Here is a 16599-nt window from a genome sequence, read left to right as displayed (position 1 = left end):
GTCGACACGGCCGGGCCGGCCGAGGCGCCTGCCTATCAGGCCCAACCATTAGGTTTATAACCGTCCTGAAACGCGGACGTCACGGCCCCGCAAAAGCCTTGACACACCCGGCGCCCCATTGCAGGGTTACGGCCTATTGGTTCGGCTCAATTATCTCGGGAAGACGCCGCGCGGAGCTCGCGGAGGCAGCGCCCGGACGAGCCTGTTCGCCACGTCGAACCCTCCCTCGCGTACCAATCAGGAGCGTAGAAGATGCTCGCAAAGTTCAGTGACGCCAGAACCAGCAGCGCCACCCGCGGACGGCGCTCGAACCGCCGCACCGCCTGGCGGGTGACCGCGGCGTGCATCTCGGCGGTCACCGTCGTATCGGTCGCGGCCTGCAGCTCCTCGGCCGGCTCGGCCACCCCGTCGGGCCCGGCCGCGGCACCGGGGCAGGCGGCGAACGTCGACGCGGCGAAGGCGGCGATCCAGGGCTACACCGTCCCGCCGACCGCCTTTCCGGTGTCCGACCAGCTGGCGCAACAGCTGCCGGCCGGCAAGAAGTTCGTCTATCTGCAGTGCTCGACACCCATCTGCGCCCTGGTGGGCACGTTCGTGCAGCAGGCGGTCAAGGGGCTCGGCGGAACGCTGACGGTCGTGAACGCCGGTGCGACGGCACAGACCGCGCAGGCCGCCGCGTCGAGCGTCGGCTCGATGAATCCGGACGCCGTGCTCCTCGGCGCCATCGACCCGGCCCTGTTCGGCGGTGGCCTGAAGAAGCTCAGCGACGCCGGCACCAAGGTGGTCTCCCTGCAGATCGCCAAGGACGTCAAGCCGTACGGAATCACCTTCAACTACCTCGGTGAGGACCTGAGTCGGCGCAACGGCAAGCTCCTCGCCGACTGGGTGATCGCCAAGAAGGGCGCGGAGACCGAAACGGTGCTCTACACCCTGCCCGCCCTCGACATCTCGACCCCGGTGCAGAAGGCCTTCCAGGACGAGATGAAGGCCAACTGCCCGTCCTGCAAGGTGCGTGTCGTCCCCATCGACGTGAGCACCATCGGCACGACGGCGCCGCGCACCGTGGTGACCGACCTGCAGGCCCACCCCGACACGAAGGCCGCGGTGTTCGTGAGCCTCTCGGCGGCCGGCGGCCTGCCCGCGGCGCTGAAGGCCGCCGGCCTGTCCGTCACGACCGTCGGCTTCGGCCCCACCGCCGGCAACCTGCAGGACATCAAGGACGGCGCGCTGACCGCCGCACTGAACATCGACTTCCCGGTCTCCACCTGGACGGCCGTCGACGCGGCGGCGCGTCTGATCGAGGGTGGCCGGCCGACGGCGAGCGAGGAGGCCGGCGAGGTGCCCGAGCAGTTCCTGGAGCAGCAGGACATCACCTTCGACCCCACCCGTGGCTGGTCGGCGTTCCCCGACTTCGCCCAGCGGTTCGCCACCCTGTGGCGGGCGTCCTGATGACGGACACCGCGGCGCCACTGCTCCGGATCGAGGGCATGTCGAAGACGTTCCCGGGTCTGAAGGCCCTGGACGGCGTGTCGTTGGAGGTCCGTCCGGGGGAAGTCGTCGCGGTGCTCGGACACAACGGCTCGGGCAAGTCGACCCTGGTCAAGGTTCTGGCCGGTGTCCACCAGGCCGATCCCGGGACGGTCATCGAGGTCCGTGACGCCGAGGGCGCGCTGATGGAGGGAGCGGCCGCCCGCGAGGGCCTGCACTTCATCCACCAGGATCTCGGTCTGGCCGACATCCTGACGACGGTGGAGAACCTCGGGCTGGGCAGGTCCGAGCGCGGACGGGCGTTCGCCCCCGTCCGCGGGGCCGCCGAGCGGCGGCACGCCCAGCAGCTCATCGCCCGGTTCGGCGCCACCCTGGACGTGACGGTCCCGGTCGGGAAGCTGTCACCGGCGCAGCGGGCGATCGTCGCGATCGCCCGGGCGATGGACGGCTGGAGCCGTCCGGACAACGTGCTGGTGCTCGACGAGCCCACGGCGGCGCTGCACGGCGACGAGGTGAAGGTGCTGTTCGAGGCGATCCGGCGGGTCGCCTCGTCCGGGGCCGGGGTCGTCTTCATCTCCCACCGGCTCGACGAGGTACTCGAACTCGCCGACCGGGTGGTGGTGCTGCGAGACGGGCGCGTCGTCGCCGAGCAGGCCACCGGTGAACTCGACCACGACACGATGGTGACGCTCATCGCCGGTCGCGAGATCGACGGGACGGCTGTGACGCACCGGGGCGGGACCGGTGAGCCGGTGCTGAGCGTGACCGGCCTCGGCGGCGGGGAGATCAGCGACTTCTCGCTGACCCTGCGGGCCGGCGAGATCGTCGGGATCAGCGGCATCCTGGGTTCGGGGCGGGAGCAGCTCGCGCCGATGCTGTTCGGTGCCCGACACCGGTCCGGCGGCCGGGTGGAGGTGGACGGACGGGAGCTGGTCCCCGACGACACGGGCGCGGCGATCGGCAGCGGGATGGCGTACGTACCCGCCGATCGCCGCCGTAGCGGCGTGGTCATGGACATGAGTGTCCGGGAGAACCTGACGCTGCCGCTGCTGCGTCCGCTGCGACGGTCCTTCTGGCGTCTGGACAGGCGGGCCGAGCGCGCGCAGACCCGCTCCTGGATGCACACCGTCGGGCTTCGCCCGCCCAATCCCGAGCAACCGCTGAAGCTGTTCAGCGGCGGCAACCAGCAGAAGATCGTGCTGGCCAAGTGGCTGCGCGTCCGCCCTCGCGTGCTCCTGCTCGACGAACCCACCCAGGGCGTCGACGTGGGCGCGATAGCGGCCCTCCACGAGTTGGTCCTGAACGCGCGGCGCGACGGGACCGGCGTCCTGGTCTGCTCCTCGGACACGAAGGAACTGGTGTCCCTGTGCGACCGCGTGCTGGTGCTCAAGGACGGCCGGGTGGTGAGCGAGGTTCCGCGTGAGTCCCTGACCGAGGAACGCCTGGTCCGCGACGAGTTGGGCCTCCAGACGGCCGGAAGCAACAGCGGCACGAGCGGAGCGGAGTGAGGATGATGCAGACAACCAAGAGGGATCCGGACCCCACGCGGAGCACGGCGACCGCGACAACGTCCGAGGCGGTTCCAGCGGTGCCCGCCCCGGACGCGTTGTCCCAGCTGCCGAAGGTGCCGGAGCTGCCCTGGTCGGTGCGGGTCCGGCGGGCGGTGGCGTTCCGCAACATCTCCGCGCTGTACCTGCTCGCGTTCATGGTCCTGGTGTTCGCCCTGTGGGTCCCCGACACCTTCCTCACCTCCGGCACCTGGCGCTCCCTGCTCTCCGACCAGGCCGTCACCTGCCTGGTCGCCGTCGGCCTGGTCGTCCCCACCGCGGCCGGCGTCATCGACCTCGCCATCGGCGCCCAGGTCGGACTCGGAGCCATCCTCGCCGCCCGCCTGCTGGTGGGCAACGTACCCGCCCCACTCGCCATCCTGCTGTCACTGGTGGCCGGCGCGGCCGTCGGCCTGTTCTCCTGGCTGATGATCACCCGCGCCCGGATCCCCTCCTTCATCGCCACCCTCGCCGTCAGCTCACTGCTGGCCGCGGCCATCGCCTGGATCTCCAGCAGCCAGCAGATCGTCAACCTCCCCACCGGCTTCGCCGAACTCGGCACCGGCCAACTCCTCGGCATCACCTACCCCGTCTACATCATGCTCGCCGTCGCCGGACTCCTCTGGTACGTCCTCGAACGCACACCGGCCGGCCGCCGCGTCTACGCCACCGGCGGCAACGTCGATGCCATGGGCGGCAACAGCGAGGCCGCCGCGCTGGCCGGTGTCCGGATCTCCCGGATCGTCCTGTCCGCGCTGATGACCTCCGGCGCGGTGGCCGGGCTCGCCGGCGTCCTGCTGACCTCCCAGCTGTCCACCGGAGACCCCACCGTCGGACCGGGCTACCTGCTCCCCGTCATCGCCGCCGTCTTCCTCGGCTCCACCCAGTTCCGCGGCGGCCGCTTCAACATCTGGGGCACCGTCGTCGCCGCCTACACCCTCGCCGTCGGCGTCAAAGGCCTGCAACTCGCCGGCCTGCCCATCTGGATCCCCGACCTCTTCAACGGCACCGCCCTCCTCGCCGCCGTCGGCCTCGCCGCCTGGCGACGCCCGCAGGTGAGCCGCCGGGAGGCCGTCCTCCGGCTGATCCGCAACAACACGACCACCGCCTGGGCCGGCAGGCGGGCCCGACGGAGCGAGCTGCTCGCCCGGGCCGCCACGGCGGACGCCGCCATGTCCTCGGAGCACGCGGCTGACGGCGCCGCCCCGGACGCGGTGTCCGAGCTGCCGGAGCTGCCCTGGTCGGTGCGGGTCCGGCGGGCGGTGGCGTTCCGCAACATCTCCGCGCTGTACCTGCTCGCGTTCATGGTCCTGGTGTTCGCCCTGTGGGTCCCCGACACCTTCCTCACCTCCGGCACCTGGCGCTCCCTGCTCTCCGACCAGGCCGTCACCTGCCTGGTCGCCGTCGGCCTGGTCGTCCCCACCGCGGCCGGCGTCATCGACCTCGCCATCGGCGCCCAGGTCGGACTCGGAGCCATCCTCGCCGCCCGCCTGCTGGTGGGCAACGTACCCGCCCCACTCGCCATCCTGCTGTCACTGGTGGCCGGCGCGGCCGTCGGCCTGTTCTCCTGGCTGATGATCACCCGCGCCCGGATCCCCTCCTTCATCGCCACCCTCGCCGTCAGCTCACTGCTGGCCGCGGCCATCGCCTGGATCTCCAGCAGCCAGCAGATCGTCAACATCCCCACCGGCTTCGCCGAACTCGGCACCGGCCAACTCCTCGGCATCACCTACCCCGTCTACATCATGCTCGCCGTCGCCGGACTCCTCTGGTACGTCCTCGAACGCACACCGGCCGGCCGCCGCGTCTACGCCACCGGCGGGAATCCGCAAGCCGCCGCGCTGGTCGGGGTGCGCCCCGCCCGGGTCATCCTCTTCGCGCTGATGACCTCCGGCGTGGTCGCCGGGCTCGCCGGGCTGCTGCTGACCTCCCAGCTGTCCACCGGAGACCCCACCGTCGGACCGGGCTACCTGCTCCCCGTCATCGCCGCCGTCTTCCTCGGCTCCACCCAGTTCCGCGGCGGCCGCTTCAACATCTGGGGCACCGTCGTCGCCGCCTACACCCTCGCCGTCGGCGTCAAAGGCCTGCAACTCGCCGGCCTGCCCATCTGGATCCCCGACCTCTTCAACGGCACCGCCCTCCTCGCCGCCGTCGGCCTCGCCGCCTGGCGACGGGCCCCCGCCACCCGCAGGATCGGACTGGGTCGCTTCCGGCGTCCGCAGCCCGGCAGCCGGTAGAAGCCCGTGGCGGGCGTCCCGGCTCCCACCGGGCGTCCGCGACGGCACAAGCAACTGAAGGAGCTTTCATGGTCAAGGCCGTCGATTCCGCGCTGTTCCGCGAAACGCTGGGGCACTACCCGACCGGGGTGGCCGTGGTCACGGCGGTGGCCGAGGACGGACGCCCCGCCGGCATGGTCGTCGGAACGTTCTCCTCGGTCTCCCTGGATCCACCGATGGTCGCGTTCTTCCCGGCCGTCGGTTCCAGGAGCTTCGAGCACCTCCGGACCGCCCCGGCGTTCTGCGTGAACGTCCTGGCGGCCGATCAGGAGTCGCTGTGCCGCCGGATGGCGACCGGCGGGGCGGAGAAGTTCGACGGCGTGCGCTGGCGGCCCGGGCCGCTCGGTTCGCCCGTTCTCGAGGGCGCCGTGTCCTGGATCGAGTGCACCTACCAGGACATCCGGGAGGCCGGCGACCACTTCATCGTCCTCGGGCTCGTCCACGAGCTGGCCGTCCAGCGGTCGACGCTCCCGTTGCTGTTCTTCCAGGGCGGCTACGGGCGGTTCTCCCCCGGGTCCTTCATCGCCGGACCGGACCCCGATCTGATCCAGGCGGCGCAGCTGGCCGAGACGATCCGCTCCCAGGTCGAGGACCTCAGCGCCGAGTTCGCGGTCAACTGCGGTGTCCTGGTCAAGATCCGCGGGGACGCCGTGCAGGTGCTCGCCGCGAACCGGGGGTCCGTCGCCGAGCCGTTCCCGCTCGGCCACCGGCAGCCGATCATCCCGCCGCTCGGAGCGGCCTTCCTGGTGGACTCGCCGGCGGCGGAGGTCGACGAGTGGCTGGGACGCGCCCCGGACGACGGCCTCGACCGCCGTGATCTGCACCGTGCCCGGCTCGACAAGGTACGCGAGTGCGGGTACTCCCTGCTCGCCGCCGAGCCGCGACTGCTCCGGCACCAGCAGGCGGCACTGTCCGCGTTCGAGCTCTCCGACCGCCTGCCCCGACACGAGCGCGCGGTCCAGCAGGCCACCTCCGAGCTGGCCGAACTGTTCTGCCCCGACCTCCTGCCGGGCGAGGTGTACGACCTCGCGTCGATCGTCGCTCCCGTCCCCACCGGCCCGGATCTGCCCCCGATGGCGATCCGGATGACCGCTCTGCCCGCCTCCGCACCGGCGGAGCGGATCGAGTCCTGGGTCGACAGGCTCAAGCAGGTCGCGGCCGCCGCCGGGGCGTCGCTGACCGCCCCCCGCGGCTGACCGGCCGGAGCGCCGAGCCTGACGCCCCCGCCGCACCATCGCGACCCGTCACCACCGCCGACCGTGCGGCCCTCCGCGGATCCGCCCCGACGGCGCCGACGGCCCGTTGCCGGGGCCCACGCCGCACGCGGGCGGCCAGGCAGTTCCCCCACACCTCACCCCACCTGGGAGACCACATGAGCCCGTTCGACCTCTCGCCCCCCGGGGCGAGACCTCCGGCGGCCGGCGACGCCGTGCCCCTGCAGCGGCTGCGGCGGGCCGCGACGCGTTCACGACGGCGCTTCCTCGGGTGGAACATCGGCTGTTTCGCGGTGGTCCTGCTGCTGCCCCACGAGATGGGCAGCAGCGTCGCGGCCGGCATCGGCGGCGGACTGACCGTCAGCATCCTGCTGTTCCTGACCCAGGCCGTACTGCTGCTGGTCACCGCCCACCGGTTCGACCGCGACGTCCGCACACACTGCGACCCGCTCACCGAGCCCCCGCACCGCACCGACGGAGCAGGCCGGTGACCCGACTCGCCGACGGGGGCGTGACGACAGCACCCTTCCTGGCATTCCTGCTCACCGTGTTCGCCACCCTGTTCCTCTGCCTGATCTCCGGTTCGGACGGCGAGGACCTCACCGAGTTCTACACCGCGCGCAGCTACCTGACCCCGCTGCGCAACGCGCTCGCGCTCTGCGGCGACTACGTCTCGGTCCTCATCCTGCTGCCCGCCACCGGGTCCGTGGCGCTCGCCGGATTCGACGGCATGACCCTCACCGTGGGCTCGGCCGCCGCCATGGGCGTCCTGCTGCTGCTCGCCCAACCACTGCGCAACATAGGCCACTTCACACTCGGCGACACCTTCCGCGCCCGGTTCTCCAGCCGGGCCGCCCGCATCGCCGGCGCCGTCGCCACCCTGTGCTACTGCCTTCCCCTGGCGATGGTGCAACTGTCCGCCGCCGGCCGGGCCACGGCCGTCATGGTCGGACTGCCCCGCATCGGCGCCGGTCAGTCCTGCACCGTGCTGATCGGCCTGATGATGGTCTGCGCCGCGGCCGTGGGCGGCATGCGCGGCATCAGCATGCTGCAGGCCGTCAAGACCGTCCTGCTCCTCGTCGCCCTGGCCGTGCTCGTCCTCGCCCTGCTGGCCCATCTGGGCTGGAACCCCGGCACGCTGCTGGAGGAGGCGGCCCGTGGCAGCGGACGGCCGGACGACTACTTCGGAGCGGGCCTGCTGCAGGGAACCGGCCTCACCGGCCGGACCGAACAGCTGTCCCTCCTCATGACAGTGATCCTCGGCGCGGCCGTCGCCCCCCACATGCTGATGCGCCTCAACTCCGCCCGCAGCGGCCCCGCCGCCCGGCACTCCGCCACCCGTGCCCTGACCATGGTCGCCGTCCTGCACGTCATGGCCGTCGTGCTCGGCCTCGGAGTCGCCGCGGTGGTCGGCGCTCGCGCCGTGGTCGCGTCCGACGCCAGCGGCGGCAACGCCCTGCTGCTCCTGGCCGACCGGCTGGACTCCGACGGTCTGCTCCAGGCCGCGGTCGTCTCGGCGGTCTTCCTCACCAGCCTCTCCGTGGTCGCCGCGCTCCTGCTGACAGCGGCGTCCTCGCTGGTCCACGACCTGCTCGCGCACACCGGCCGGGACAGCCGGATGACGGCGGTCGCCGAGATCAGGGCGGTGCGCTGGACGACCGTGGCCGTCGGCTGCGCCACGCTGGCCCTCGCGACCGTCTGCTACACCTGGCCCGTGCAGTTCCTCGCCCATGTGTGCGCCGCGATCGGCGGGTCGGCGATCCTTCCCACCCTGGTGTACCAACTGTTCTGGAAGGGCTACACCCGTACCGGCCTCCTGTGGACCGTCTACGGCGGGCTCGGCTGCTGCCTGCTGCTGCAGTTCTTCGGACCCGCCGTCTCCGGCAACCCCGCCGCGCTCTTCCCGGACAGCGACTTCGCCTGGTTCCCGCTCCACACCACCGGCCTGGTCTCCATCCCGGTCGGGTTCCTCCTCGGCTGGGCCGGCAGCAGGATCGGCGCACGCCGGACCGGCGCCCAAGTCCCCTACCCGGAGCTGGAAGCACGGTCCTTGACCGGCTCGCCCGCCTGACCCGGACGCCGGGATCCCGCACCGGCCGGCTGATCCGCTCCAGCCGGCGGACAACTCCCCCGATCTCCGTCGGAACCGGGCCCGCACCGGCCGCCCCCAGGACGCGACGGTCCTGCCCGGCACGTCCGACGGAACGGTGAGCGACCGCTGTGGGGCGGTCGCCTCACCCACTGCTGCCGGTGGGGTCCGTCAGGACAGGACGCCACCGGCAGCCTTGTCCCGGCAGGGAGGGCCCGATCGACGGCAGCACACCTCCTGGGCCGCGGCCCGCAGGGCGGACGCGCAGGGTTCGCGTTCGCCATGGTGCGCAACGGAAAGGACCAGCGCGTTGAACCAGTGTCCGACCTCATCGAGCATGTCGGAGCCGCAGACATGACCGTCCGACGCGATCCGGACGGGTTCGCCCGGATCAGGCGTGCCCGGACGGCCGCCGGGGGCGTCGTGGCCGTCCCCGACGACGAACCCGGCTTCGAAGCCAGGGCCGCCCGGCGGTCCGCGGAGAAGGACGCCGTCGCCGAGGTGGCGGCCTCCCTCGTGGTGCCCGGCACCGTGGTCGCCCTCTCGGCCGGCACCACGACCTACGCGGTGGCCAGGCGCCTGCTGGACGTCCCCGACCTGACCGTGGTCACCAACTCGCTCCCGATCGCCGCCCTTCTGCGAGCCACCGCCGAGGAGCGGGGCCCGCGCACTCCGTCGCTGTTGCTGACCGGCGGCTCGTCCACCCGCTCGGCGGCGCTGGTCGGCCCGATCGCGGACCAGGCCGTCCGCGGTCTCCACGTCGATCTGCTGATCCTCGGCGCCCACGGTGTCTCCAACAGAGCGGGTCTGACCACGCCCGACCTCGCGGAGGCGCAGACCAACCGTGCCCTCATCGCCTCCGCCCGACGTGTCGCGGTCGTCGCCGACCACAGCAAGTGGGGGGTCGTCGGACTCGGCGGTTTCGCCCGGCTCGACGAGATCGGCCTGCTCATCACGGACGACCGGCTCGATCCCCAGGTCCAGAACCTCCTCCGGGCGGCCGTCGGCGAGCTGATCGTGGCCGGTGCCCGTGACTCCTAGAGCCTGTCTGACGAATGCTTTCCGCAGGCCACATCGGGTGTGGGCTTGGCGTCGGCCCCCGCATGGGCAGATCTTACTGACAGCTCTGTCGGGAACTAAGGCCCAGGATGCTGACATCGGTGTCGGCAAATCCTGTCGGTGCCCAGTCCTGCCTTGGAACAGGTGGGTTTCGGATGTACACGGTGATGAACCGGACAGCGGTCTCCGCGGCCGGTGCGGCGGCGTTCGAGGAGCGGTTCACGGGGAGCATGCGCGCGACGCTGCCCGGCGTGCCGGGTCTGCTGGGGGCTCGGTTGCTGCGCCCCTAGGAGGAGGGCGGGGTGTACGTGGCGGTGATGGACTTCGCGGACGCGGAGGCGTTCGGGGCCTCGACGCGCTCGGAGTCCTTCCGGGCCGCGCACGCCCACGGGCCGTCCGACGGCGGTGAGCCCGCCGACGGGGCGGGCGGCGGCGTGGAGATGTTCGAGACCGTCGCCTCCGTCGGCGTCTGAGGCGGAAGGGTCTCCTGTCGTGTTTCTCGCTCTTCGTGATCTGCGTTTCGCCCGCGGGCGCTTCGCCCTGATCGGCGCCGTCGTCGGGATGATCGCCGTCCTCGGGGTGATCCTTTCCGGACTGGCCAGCGGCCTCGCCGATTCCGGCATCTCGGGCCTGCGCGCCCTGCCCGTGACCCACCTCGCCTTCGACAGCTCGGCCACCGGCGAGCTGTTCTCCCGCTCCACCGTCAACACCGACACCGCCGCGAGGTGGGCCGAGCAGCCCGGTGTTCGCAAGGCCGAGCCGCTGGACCAGCAGCTGGTGCACGCCCAGCTCGCCGGCGCCGGCGGCAAGCAGCTCGACCTCGCCGGCCTCGGCGTGCAGCCCGGCGGCTTCCTCGCCCCCGCGCCACTGTCCGGCGCCCCGCTGGCCGACGGCACCCCGAACGGCGTCCTGGTCAGCGAGGAGGTCATCAAGGAGGGCGTCACGGTCGGCGACCGCCTCACTGCCGGACAGACCGGAACCGAACTGACCGTGGTCGGCACGATCGGCCACGCCTCCTTCGGCCACGTCGGCGTCGTCTACGCGCCCCTGCCGCTGTGGCAGCAGCTCCACTACGGCCTGCCCGGCCCGCTCCCCGACGCCGTCGCCCACCAGGCCACCGCCGTCGCCCTGCAACTCGCCCCCAGTACCGACACCGCCACCGCCGACCGGATCCTGGGCACCCAGAGCGTCGACAAGGCCGGCACCTACGGCGCCTCGCCCGGCTACACCGCCGAGTCCAGCACCATGACCCTCATCCCCGGCTTCCTCTACGCCATCTCCGCTCTCGTCGTCGGCTCCTTCTTCACCGTGTGGACCATCCAGCGCCGCCACGAGATCGCCCTGCTGAAGGCGATCGGTGCCTCCACCCGCTACATCCTGCGCGACGCCCTCACCCAGGCCGCCGCCGTCCTGCTCGCCGCCACCGCCGCCGGAACCGCCGCCGGCCTGGCCCTGGGCGGAGCGATGAACGGATCCGCCCCCTTCTCCCTCCAGACCGACCAGGTCACCCTCGCCGCCGCCCTGCTGATCGTCCTGGGACTCGCCGGCGCCGCGGTGGCCATCCGCCGCATCACCAAGGTCCAGGCCCTCGGCGCACTCGAAGCCAACCGATGACCAACCCCACCCCCACCACCCACGACGCCCCCGGTAGCGGTCGGCGAGCTTGTCGAACCTGGCGGCGACCGCACGGAACCGCTTGAGGCGGGCGAAGCACCTCTCCACCACATTGCGGGCCCGGTGGACCTCCTTGCCGAATGCGGGCGGACGGCCGCCGGCAGCCCCACGTCGACGCCGGTCGGCCACCTGGTCACGACGCTCGGGGATCGTGGCCGCGATGCTCCGATGGCGCGGCAGCCGGCGGATCGCCGGCTCGAATGCGCCTTGTCACCCAGCACCGCTGCGGCGTCGTTCGGGGACGGCCCGCCGCGGCGCGCGGAATCCGATCCCGTCGAGGACCCGGGAGTCGAATGGTCCGAGGCCCACCGGGCCGGAAGGCGTCACAGGCGCCCCCGGGCCCGCATGACAGTGCGGCGGCAGCAGGTGGTGGACCTGCGCCGGGCAACGGCGCCGTCCGCGCGGCCGCTGCCGCCTTGGTGCGGGTGGCCATGACCCGCCCCCGGGCCCGAGCCCCGTGCGATGCCGCCGGAGCCGCCGGTCGTACGCCGGGCCGCAGCCGCGACGCCGCGCGGTCCTGGCCCTCGGCCTCCGCCTGCGGGACCACCCCACCGCTCGATCAGCACGGACCTCCCAGCGCCCCGAGCCGTTCAGTATGATGTACGGAATACAGGTCACTGAACTCGCGGATGGCGTCTCCGCGGAACGGAAGGGGTGGCGGGCATGACCGTGCCCAGCACTGCCGCAGCGGGCGGCTCCCAGGTGAAGTCCGCCCTGCGGACGGTCCAGCTGCTGGAGTACTTCGCCGGCAGCCCCGGCATGCACAGCCTGGCCGAGGTGCAGGAGGCCCTGAGCTATCCCAAGAGCAGTCTCCACATGCTGCTGCGCACCCTCGTGGGCCTCGGCTGGGTGGAGACCGACGCCACCGGCACCCGGTACTGCATCGGGGTACGGGCGCTGCTGGTGGGAGCCTCGTACATCGACGGCGACGCGGTCGTCGCGGTGTCCCGCCCGATCCTGGACCGGCTGGCCGACGACACCACCGAGACCATCCACCTCGCCCGGCTCGACGGCACCGACGTGGTCTACCTGGCCACCCGCCAGTCCCAGCACAGCCTGCGGCCCTTCACCCGGGTCGGCCGACGGCTGCCCGCGCACTCCACCTCGCTGGGCAAGGCGCTGCTGGCCACCCACAGCGACGACCAGGTGCGCGCCATGCTGCCGGAGCGGCTGGAGGCCGTCACCGAGTTCACCATCACCGACCGGGAGAAGCTGATCGAGGAACTGGGCCGGATCCGCGAGCGCGGCTACGCCACGGACCGCGAGGAGAACACCGCGGGCCTGCGCTGCTTCGGCATCGCCATTCCCTACCGCACTCCGGCGCGGGACGCCGTGAGCTGTTCCGTCCCGGTCGCGAGGCTCACCCCCGGGCGCGAACAGCTGATGCGCGACGCCCTCTTCGACGCCCGCGACCGGCTCGCGATGGCCACCCGGCACCTGTAGGTCCGACGACGCGGCGCGGCGCCCACCGGCGCCGCGCCGCGTCCTGCCCTGTTCCCGCCCCGGCCGGCCCCGGGGCGACCCCGCTCGGGGCTCGCGCGCGCCGCACGGACCCACGCGAATCCCGGCAACCGTCCGAAGGCCGGGGCACGGCAACGACCGTGCCCCGGCCACTTGGTATCTGCGGCCTGGGCACGGTCGGACGGACGGTCGACCACCGTCGGACGCCGGGGTCAGCGCTGCGCCAGGGACCACTTCTGGGCCGAGCTGCCGTTGCACGTCCACAGCTGGAGCGGAGTGCCGTTCTCGGTCCTCCCGCCCGTCACGTCCAGGCAGAGGCCCGAATTCTGGGCGACGACGGTGCCGTCGCTCTTGATCGTCCACTGCTGGGCCGAGCTGCCGTTGCACTCCCACAGCTCGACCTTGGCGCCCGGACTGGTGGACCCCCCGTACACGTCGAGGCACTCGGTGGCGCCCATGGTGCGCAGTTCACCCGAGGAGGTCGGCGAGAACAGCTGGTTGATGCCGCCGTTGCAGTCCCAGATCTGCTCCTTGGTGCCCGGGAAGTAGACGTTGCCGCCGGCGGTGTCGACGCACTTGCCGGACTGGGCGCTCACCAGCTGGCCGGTGCCGCCCGTCCCGGAGGTGGGGACGGCGGAGATGAGCGCGACGCCGCCGGCTGCCACGCTGGTGGTGTAGGTGCTGACGGTGCCGAGCGGCTTGTCGTTGTTGATCATGTCGGTGATCTTCGCCGTGCCCGAGAGCCCGAGCCGGGCCAGCGGAAGGCTGAAGGTGTGGCTGGCCGAGGTGTCGGTGTTGAACACACCGATGTACCAGGTGCCGTTCTTCTCACGCTTGGCGAAGACCTGCTCGTTGCCGTCCTTGACGAACCGGGAGGCGGGGATGCCGTCCTGGTCGATCGCGATGAGCCTCTTGTTGGCCAGCAGCGCCTTGTCACCCGCGTCGAGGTGGGTCAGGTCGGCGCCCAGCATGTACTGCGAGCTGGCCAGCGCCCACAGCGCCATGTTGGTCTGCCGCTGCGGAGGGGTGATGCCGTCGTCGTCGCCGTTGCCGACGCCGAAGGAGTCGAGGTCGTTCCAGCCGCCCTTCCCGGCGTAGGGCTGGTACTTCGCGGCGTCGTCGAACCGCTTGGAGACGTTGGCCCAGCTGGTGAGCGGGAAGCTGTAGCCCTTCGGGCTGGCGCCGATGTCACCGTCGATGCGCCAGGAGTTGGCCAGCGAGGACCAGGTGGGGCCTTCGGTGGCGGACAGGCTGGCGGACAGGTTGAGCGCGATCGGGCGGCCGGTCTGCTTCACCGCCTTCGACCAGGCCGTCACGTCCGCGGTCTTGGCCGCGCCCACGCCGTCGAGCTTCAGGTAGTCCACCCCCCACGAGGCGAACTGGTCGGCCCAGGAGTCGATGAACTCCTGCGAGCCGGGCTTGCTGAAGTCGATGGTGCGCATGCCCTTGCAGTTGAAGTTGCTCGCACCGCTGGTGGTGGCGATCTCGTCCGCCGTGTGCGAGCTACCGATGATCTTCGTCTTCTTCGCGACCGCCTGGGCGGAGATGCCCGGGGTCACGTAGAGGCCGAACTTCAGCCCCTTGCTGTGCACGTAGTCCGCCAGGACCTGCATGCCGTCGGTGGAGCCGTTGTTCGGGAACAGCGAGGTGTCCGTCACCCAGCGGCCGTTGGCGTCGACGTCCGGGCCCTGGCTGCCCGGGCACTTGTACCAGAAGTCGTCCATGTTGGCGTAGACGTAGCCGAGGTCCTTCAGCCCGCTCGACACCAGGGCGTCCACCTGGGCCTTGAACTTGGCCGCCGACGGGTCCCGCTGCAGGAACCCCCACCCGCTCCAGCCCATCAGCGGGGCGTTCACGGCGATGCCGTTGTCCGAGGCCGAGGCCGTCTGCACCATCGCCTGCGGGCCCGCCAGCCCCACGCCGACGGCGGCCGCCAGCGCCACCGCAACCCGTCGAAGTCTCATCTTTCCTCCACCTTGTGCGAACGCGTCGGTTGTCGACGGCGTACGGGTCACTTGAGAGTCCACAGCTGGTTGTCGCCGCCGTTGCAGGTCCACAGCTCCAGGCCGGCGCCGTTGGGGTTGGTGGCGCCGGTGACGTCCAGGCAGAGGCCCGACTGGACGCCGGTGATGGTGCCGTTGCTGTTCTTGTTCCACTGCTGGTTGGTCCCGCCGTTGCAGTCGTAGATCTCGACGTGCGTGCCGGGGGCGGTCTGCTTGTCGTGCGCGTCGAAGCACTTGCCTTCGAGGCTCAGGGTCTTGCTGGAGGTGTTGTAGGTGACGTTCTGGTTCGGGCTGCCGTTGCTGCCGCAGTTCCAGACCTCCAGCTGCACCCCGTTGTAGGTGGTGCCCTGCGGGGAGTCGGCGCAGCGGCCGGAGCGCTTGCTGACCAGCTGGGTGCCGATGGTTCCGTGTCCGGCGGCCGGGGTGACGCGCAGCACGCGGGAGCCGTGGCTGGGGACCGAGCCGGTGAACTTCCCGTTGGAGGTGCCGAGGTCGGTGTGGCTCCACAGGTCGCGGACGGTGGCGTTCCCGGTGAAGCCCAGGTCCGACCAGTTCGCGGTGACGTTCGCGGTGGAGCCGCCGAGGTTGAACAGGCCTACGGTGTAGGAGCCGTCGGAGTTGTAGGCCCACCAGGTCTGCTGCTGCGCGCCCTGGACCACGGGGTGGGCCGGACGGCCCGCCCGGTCGACGGCGAGGATCTCGTCGTTGGTGAGCAGGGCCAGGTCACCGGCGTCCATGTGGGTCAGGTCGGTGCCGATGAGCAGCGGCGCGGCCGAGACGGCCCACAGGCTGAGCTGGGTGCGGCGTTCGTCGACGGTCAGGCCGGTGCTCGTCCCGTTGCCGACCTCGATGGAGTCGGGGTCGCCGTAGCCGCCGGAGGAGTCGTACTGCACCCAGGCCGGCAGGGTGTTGAACCGCTGGGAGACGGCGTTCCAGTTCGTCAGGGTGCTGCAGTAGCACTCGATGTCACCACCGACCCGCCAGCCGTTGGAGTACTGCTTCCAGAACGGGCCCTGGTTGATGTCGAGGGAGTTGGACAGCTCGAAGTGGATGAGGCGCCCGGACTGGTCCAGGGCCTGCGACCAGTGCTGGACGTCGTCCTTGTCGGAGGTGTGGACGCCGTCCATCTTCAGGTAGTCCGCGCCGTAGGAGGCCAGCAGCTTCGCCCACGAGTTGAGGAAGGCCTGCGCGGCGGCGGGGTTCTTGGCGTAGTCGATGAAGTACATCGAGCCGTCGCGGAAGTTGTAGTTCGTCTCGTAGTGCGTGGTGTCGGAGACGATGTCGCGGGCGTGGAAGGACGTCCCCTCGATCGGGGTGTTCCGGTTGTACGCCGCCACCGGGATACCCGGGGTGAGGTACATGCCGAACTTCTCGCCCTTGCCGTGCACGTAGTCCCCGACGGCCTTCATCCCGTGCGGGAACCGGGCGCTGTCGATCACCCAGCGGCCGTAGGCGTCGACGTCCGTGCCCGGGTCGAGGTAGTAGAAGTCGTCGATGTTGACGTAGTTGTAGCCGTGGTCGAGCAGGCCGGTGGAGGCCAGCGCGGCGGCCTGCGCCTGGATGTTCGCCTCCGTCGGATCCTTCCGGATGAAACTCCAACTGCTCCAGCCCGACAGGGGCTTCAGGCCTGCGCCGTTGGCCGACGCGGCCGCGGGCGGAGCGGCGGACACCGCCGTTCCGTACAGGAAGGAGGCCAGCAGCGCGGCCACCGCGAACAGGCTCCACCAGTTGCGGCGCTGGGCTCCGGCCGCACGGGGAGCTCTGTGCGGTATCGATGACGTCATGGAT

13 protein-coding genes and 1 pseudogene are annotated in these 16599 nt (G+C 71.4%); 11 read left to right on the top strand and 3 right to left on the bottom strand.

Annotated features, from left to right (window positions below; genetic code table 11):
- The first annotated feature begins 252 nt into the window (after window positions 1–252).
- The 10 genes from OG689_RS36740 (at window position 253) to OG689_RS36695 (ending at window position 11287) form a co-directional block, all read left to right on the top strand.
- Window positions 253–1449, top strand: coding sequence for a substrate-binding domain-containing protein (locus OG689_RS36740; RefSeq protein WP_266325675.1), 1197 nt, complete (start codon window positions 253–255; stop codon window positions 1447–1449).
- Window positions 1449–2996, top strand: a complete 1548-nt coding sequence (locus OG689_RS36735; RefSeq protein WP_266325674.1) for a sugar ABC transporter ATP-binding protein — start codon at window positions 1449–1451, stop codon at window positions 2994–2996. Before OG689_RS36740 ends, OG689_RS36735 begins: the two co-directional genes overlap by 1 nt.
- A gap of 80 nt (window positions 2997–3076) precedes the next feature.
- The gene (locus OG689_RS36730; protein WP_266325673.1) at window positions 3077–5272 is read left to right on the top strand and encodes an ABC transporter permease; all 2196 of its coding nucleotides are present in this window, start codon (window positions 3077–3079) and stop codon (window positions 5270–5272) included.
- A gap of 68 nt (window positions 5273–5340) precedes the next feature.
- Window positions 5341–6507, top strand: a complete 1167-nt coding sequence (locus tag OG689_RS36725; protein ID WP_266325672.1) for a flavin reductase family protein — start codon at window positions 5341–5343, stop codon at window positions 6505–6507.
- A gap of 176 nt (window positions 6508–6683) precedes the next feature.
- Window positions 6684–7016 carry a hypothetical protein gene (locus OG689_RS36720; RefSeq protein WP_266325671.1) on the top strand — a complete coding sequence of 111 codons (333 nt, stop codon included), beginning with the start codon at window positions 6684–6686 and terminating at the stop codon, window positions 7014–7016.
- Window positions 7013–8596 (top strand): cation acetate symporter, encoded by a 1584-nt coding sequence (locus OG689_RS36715; RefSeq protein ID WP_266325670.1) that lies wholly within the window; start codon window positions 7013–7015, stop codon window positions 8594–8596. Before OG689_RS36720 ends, OG689_RS36715 begins: the two co-directional genes overlap by 4 nt.
- A gap of 372 nt (window positions 8597–8968) precedes the next feature.
- The gene (locus OG689_RS36710) at window positions 8969–9655 is read left to right on the top strand and encodes a DeoR/GlpR family DNA-binding transcription regulator (protein ID WP_266325668.1); all 687 of its coding nucleotides are present in this window, start codon (window positions 8969–8971) and stop codon (window positions 9653–9655) included.
- Window positions 9656–9828: 173 nt separating this feature from the next.
- On the top strand, window positions 9829–9963 hold the full coding sequence (locus OG689_RS36705) for an antibiotic biosynthesis monooxygenase (RefSeq protein ID WP_266325666.1): 135 nt from the start codon (window positions 9829–9831) through the stop codon (window positions 9961–9963).
- A 12-nt stretch (window positions 9964–9975) separates the two neighbouring features.
- Window positions 9976–10146, top strand: coding sequence for a hypothetical protein (locus OG689_RS36700; protein ID WP_266325664.1), 171 nt, complete (start codon window positions 9976–9978; stop codon window positions 10144–10146).
- Between the two features lie 19 nt (window positions 10147–10165).
- Window positions 10166–11287, top strand: coding sequence for an ABC transporter permease (locus tag OG689_RS36695; protein ID WP_266325662.1), 1122 nt, complete (start codon window positions 10166–10168; stop codon window positions 11285–11287).
- A gap of 30 nt (window positions 11288–11317) precedes the next feature.
- Here OG689_RS36695 and OG689_RS36690 read toward each other — a convergent pair.
- Window positions 11318–11615: pseudogene (locus OG689_RS36690) on the bottom strand (transposase); the annotation flags it as partial.
- Between the two features lie 395 nt (window positions 11616–12010).
- Between OG689_RS36690 and OG689_RS36685 the strand changes: the two are divergent.
- A complete protein-coding gene (locus OG689_RS36685; protein WP_266325660.1) occupies window positions 12011–12790 on the top strand; it encodes an IclR family transcriptional regulator in 780 nt (259 codons plus the stop codon).
- Between the two features lie 230 nt (window positions 12791–13020).
- Here the strand turns inward: OG689_RS36685 and OG689_RS36680 are convergent, their stop codons facing one another.
- Window positions 13021–14772, bottom strand: a complete 1752-nt coding sequence (locus OG689_RS36680; protein WP_266325658.1) for a lectin — start codon at window positions 14770–14772, stop codon at window positions 13021–13023.
- A gap of 47 nt (window positions 14773–14819) precedes the next feature.
- Window positions 14820–16595, bottom strand: coding sequence for a ricin-type beta-trefoil lectin domain protein (locus tag OG689_RS36675; RefSeq protein WP_266325656.1), 1776 nt, complete (start codon window positions 16593–16595; stop codon window positions 14820–14822).
- Window positions 16596–16599 lie beyond the last annotated feature (4 nt).

The sequence above is a fragment of the Kitasatospora sp. NBC_00240 genome, assembly GCF_026342405.1.
GTDB lineage: Bacteria > Actinomycetota > Actinomycetes > Streptomycetales > Streptomycetaceae > Kitasatospora.
The sequence above is the reverse complement of the archived record's forward strand: the minus strand, read 5'-3'. Positions and strand labels throughout refer to the sequence as shown.

Coding starts and splice junctions, on each gene's coding strand:
- OG689_RS36680 (WP_266325658.1), bottom strand. CDS start 14,772: ATGAGACTTCGACGGGTTGCGGTGGCGCTGGCGGCCGCCGTCGGCGTG.
- OG689_RS36685 (WP_266325660.1), top strand. CDS start 12,011: ATGACCGTGCCCAGCACTGCCGCAGCGGGCGGCTCCCAGGTGAAGTCC.
- OG689_RS36740 (WP_266325675.1), top strand. CDS start 253: ATGCTCGCAAAGTTCAGTGACGCCAGAACCAGCAGCGCCACCCGCGGA.
- OG689_RS36705 (WP_266325666.1), top strand. CDS start 9,829: ATGTACACGGTGATGAACCGGACAGCGGTCTCCGCGGCCGGTGCGGCG.
- OG689_RS36735 (WP_266325674.1), top strand. CDS start 1,449: ATGACGGACACCGCGGCGCCACTGCTCCGGATCGAGGGCATGTCGAAG.
- OG689_RS36710 (WP_266325668.1), top strand. CDS start 8,969: ATGACCGTCCGACGCGATCCGGACGGGTTCGCCCGGATCAGGCGTGCC.
- OG689_RS36675 (WP_266325656.1), bottom strand. CDS start 16,595: ATGACGTCATCGATACCGCACAGAGCTCCCCGTGCGGCCGGAGCCCAG.
- OG689_RS36720 (WP_266325671.1), top strand. CDS start 6,684: ATGAGCCCGTTCGACCTCTCGCCCCCCGGGGCGAGACCTCCGGCGGCC.
- OG689_RS36725 (WP_266325672.1), top strand. CDS start 5,341: ATGGTCAAGGCCGTCGATTCCGCGCTGTTCCGCGAAACGCTGGGGCAC.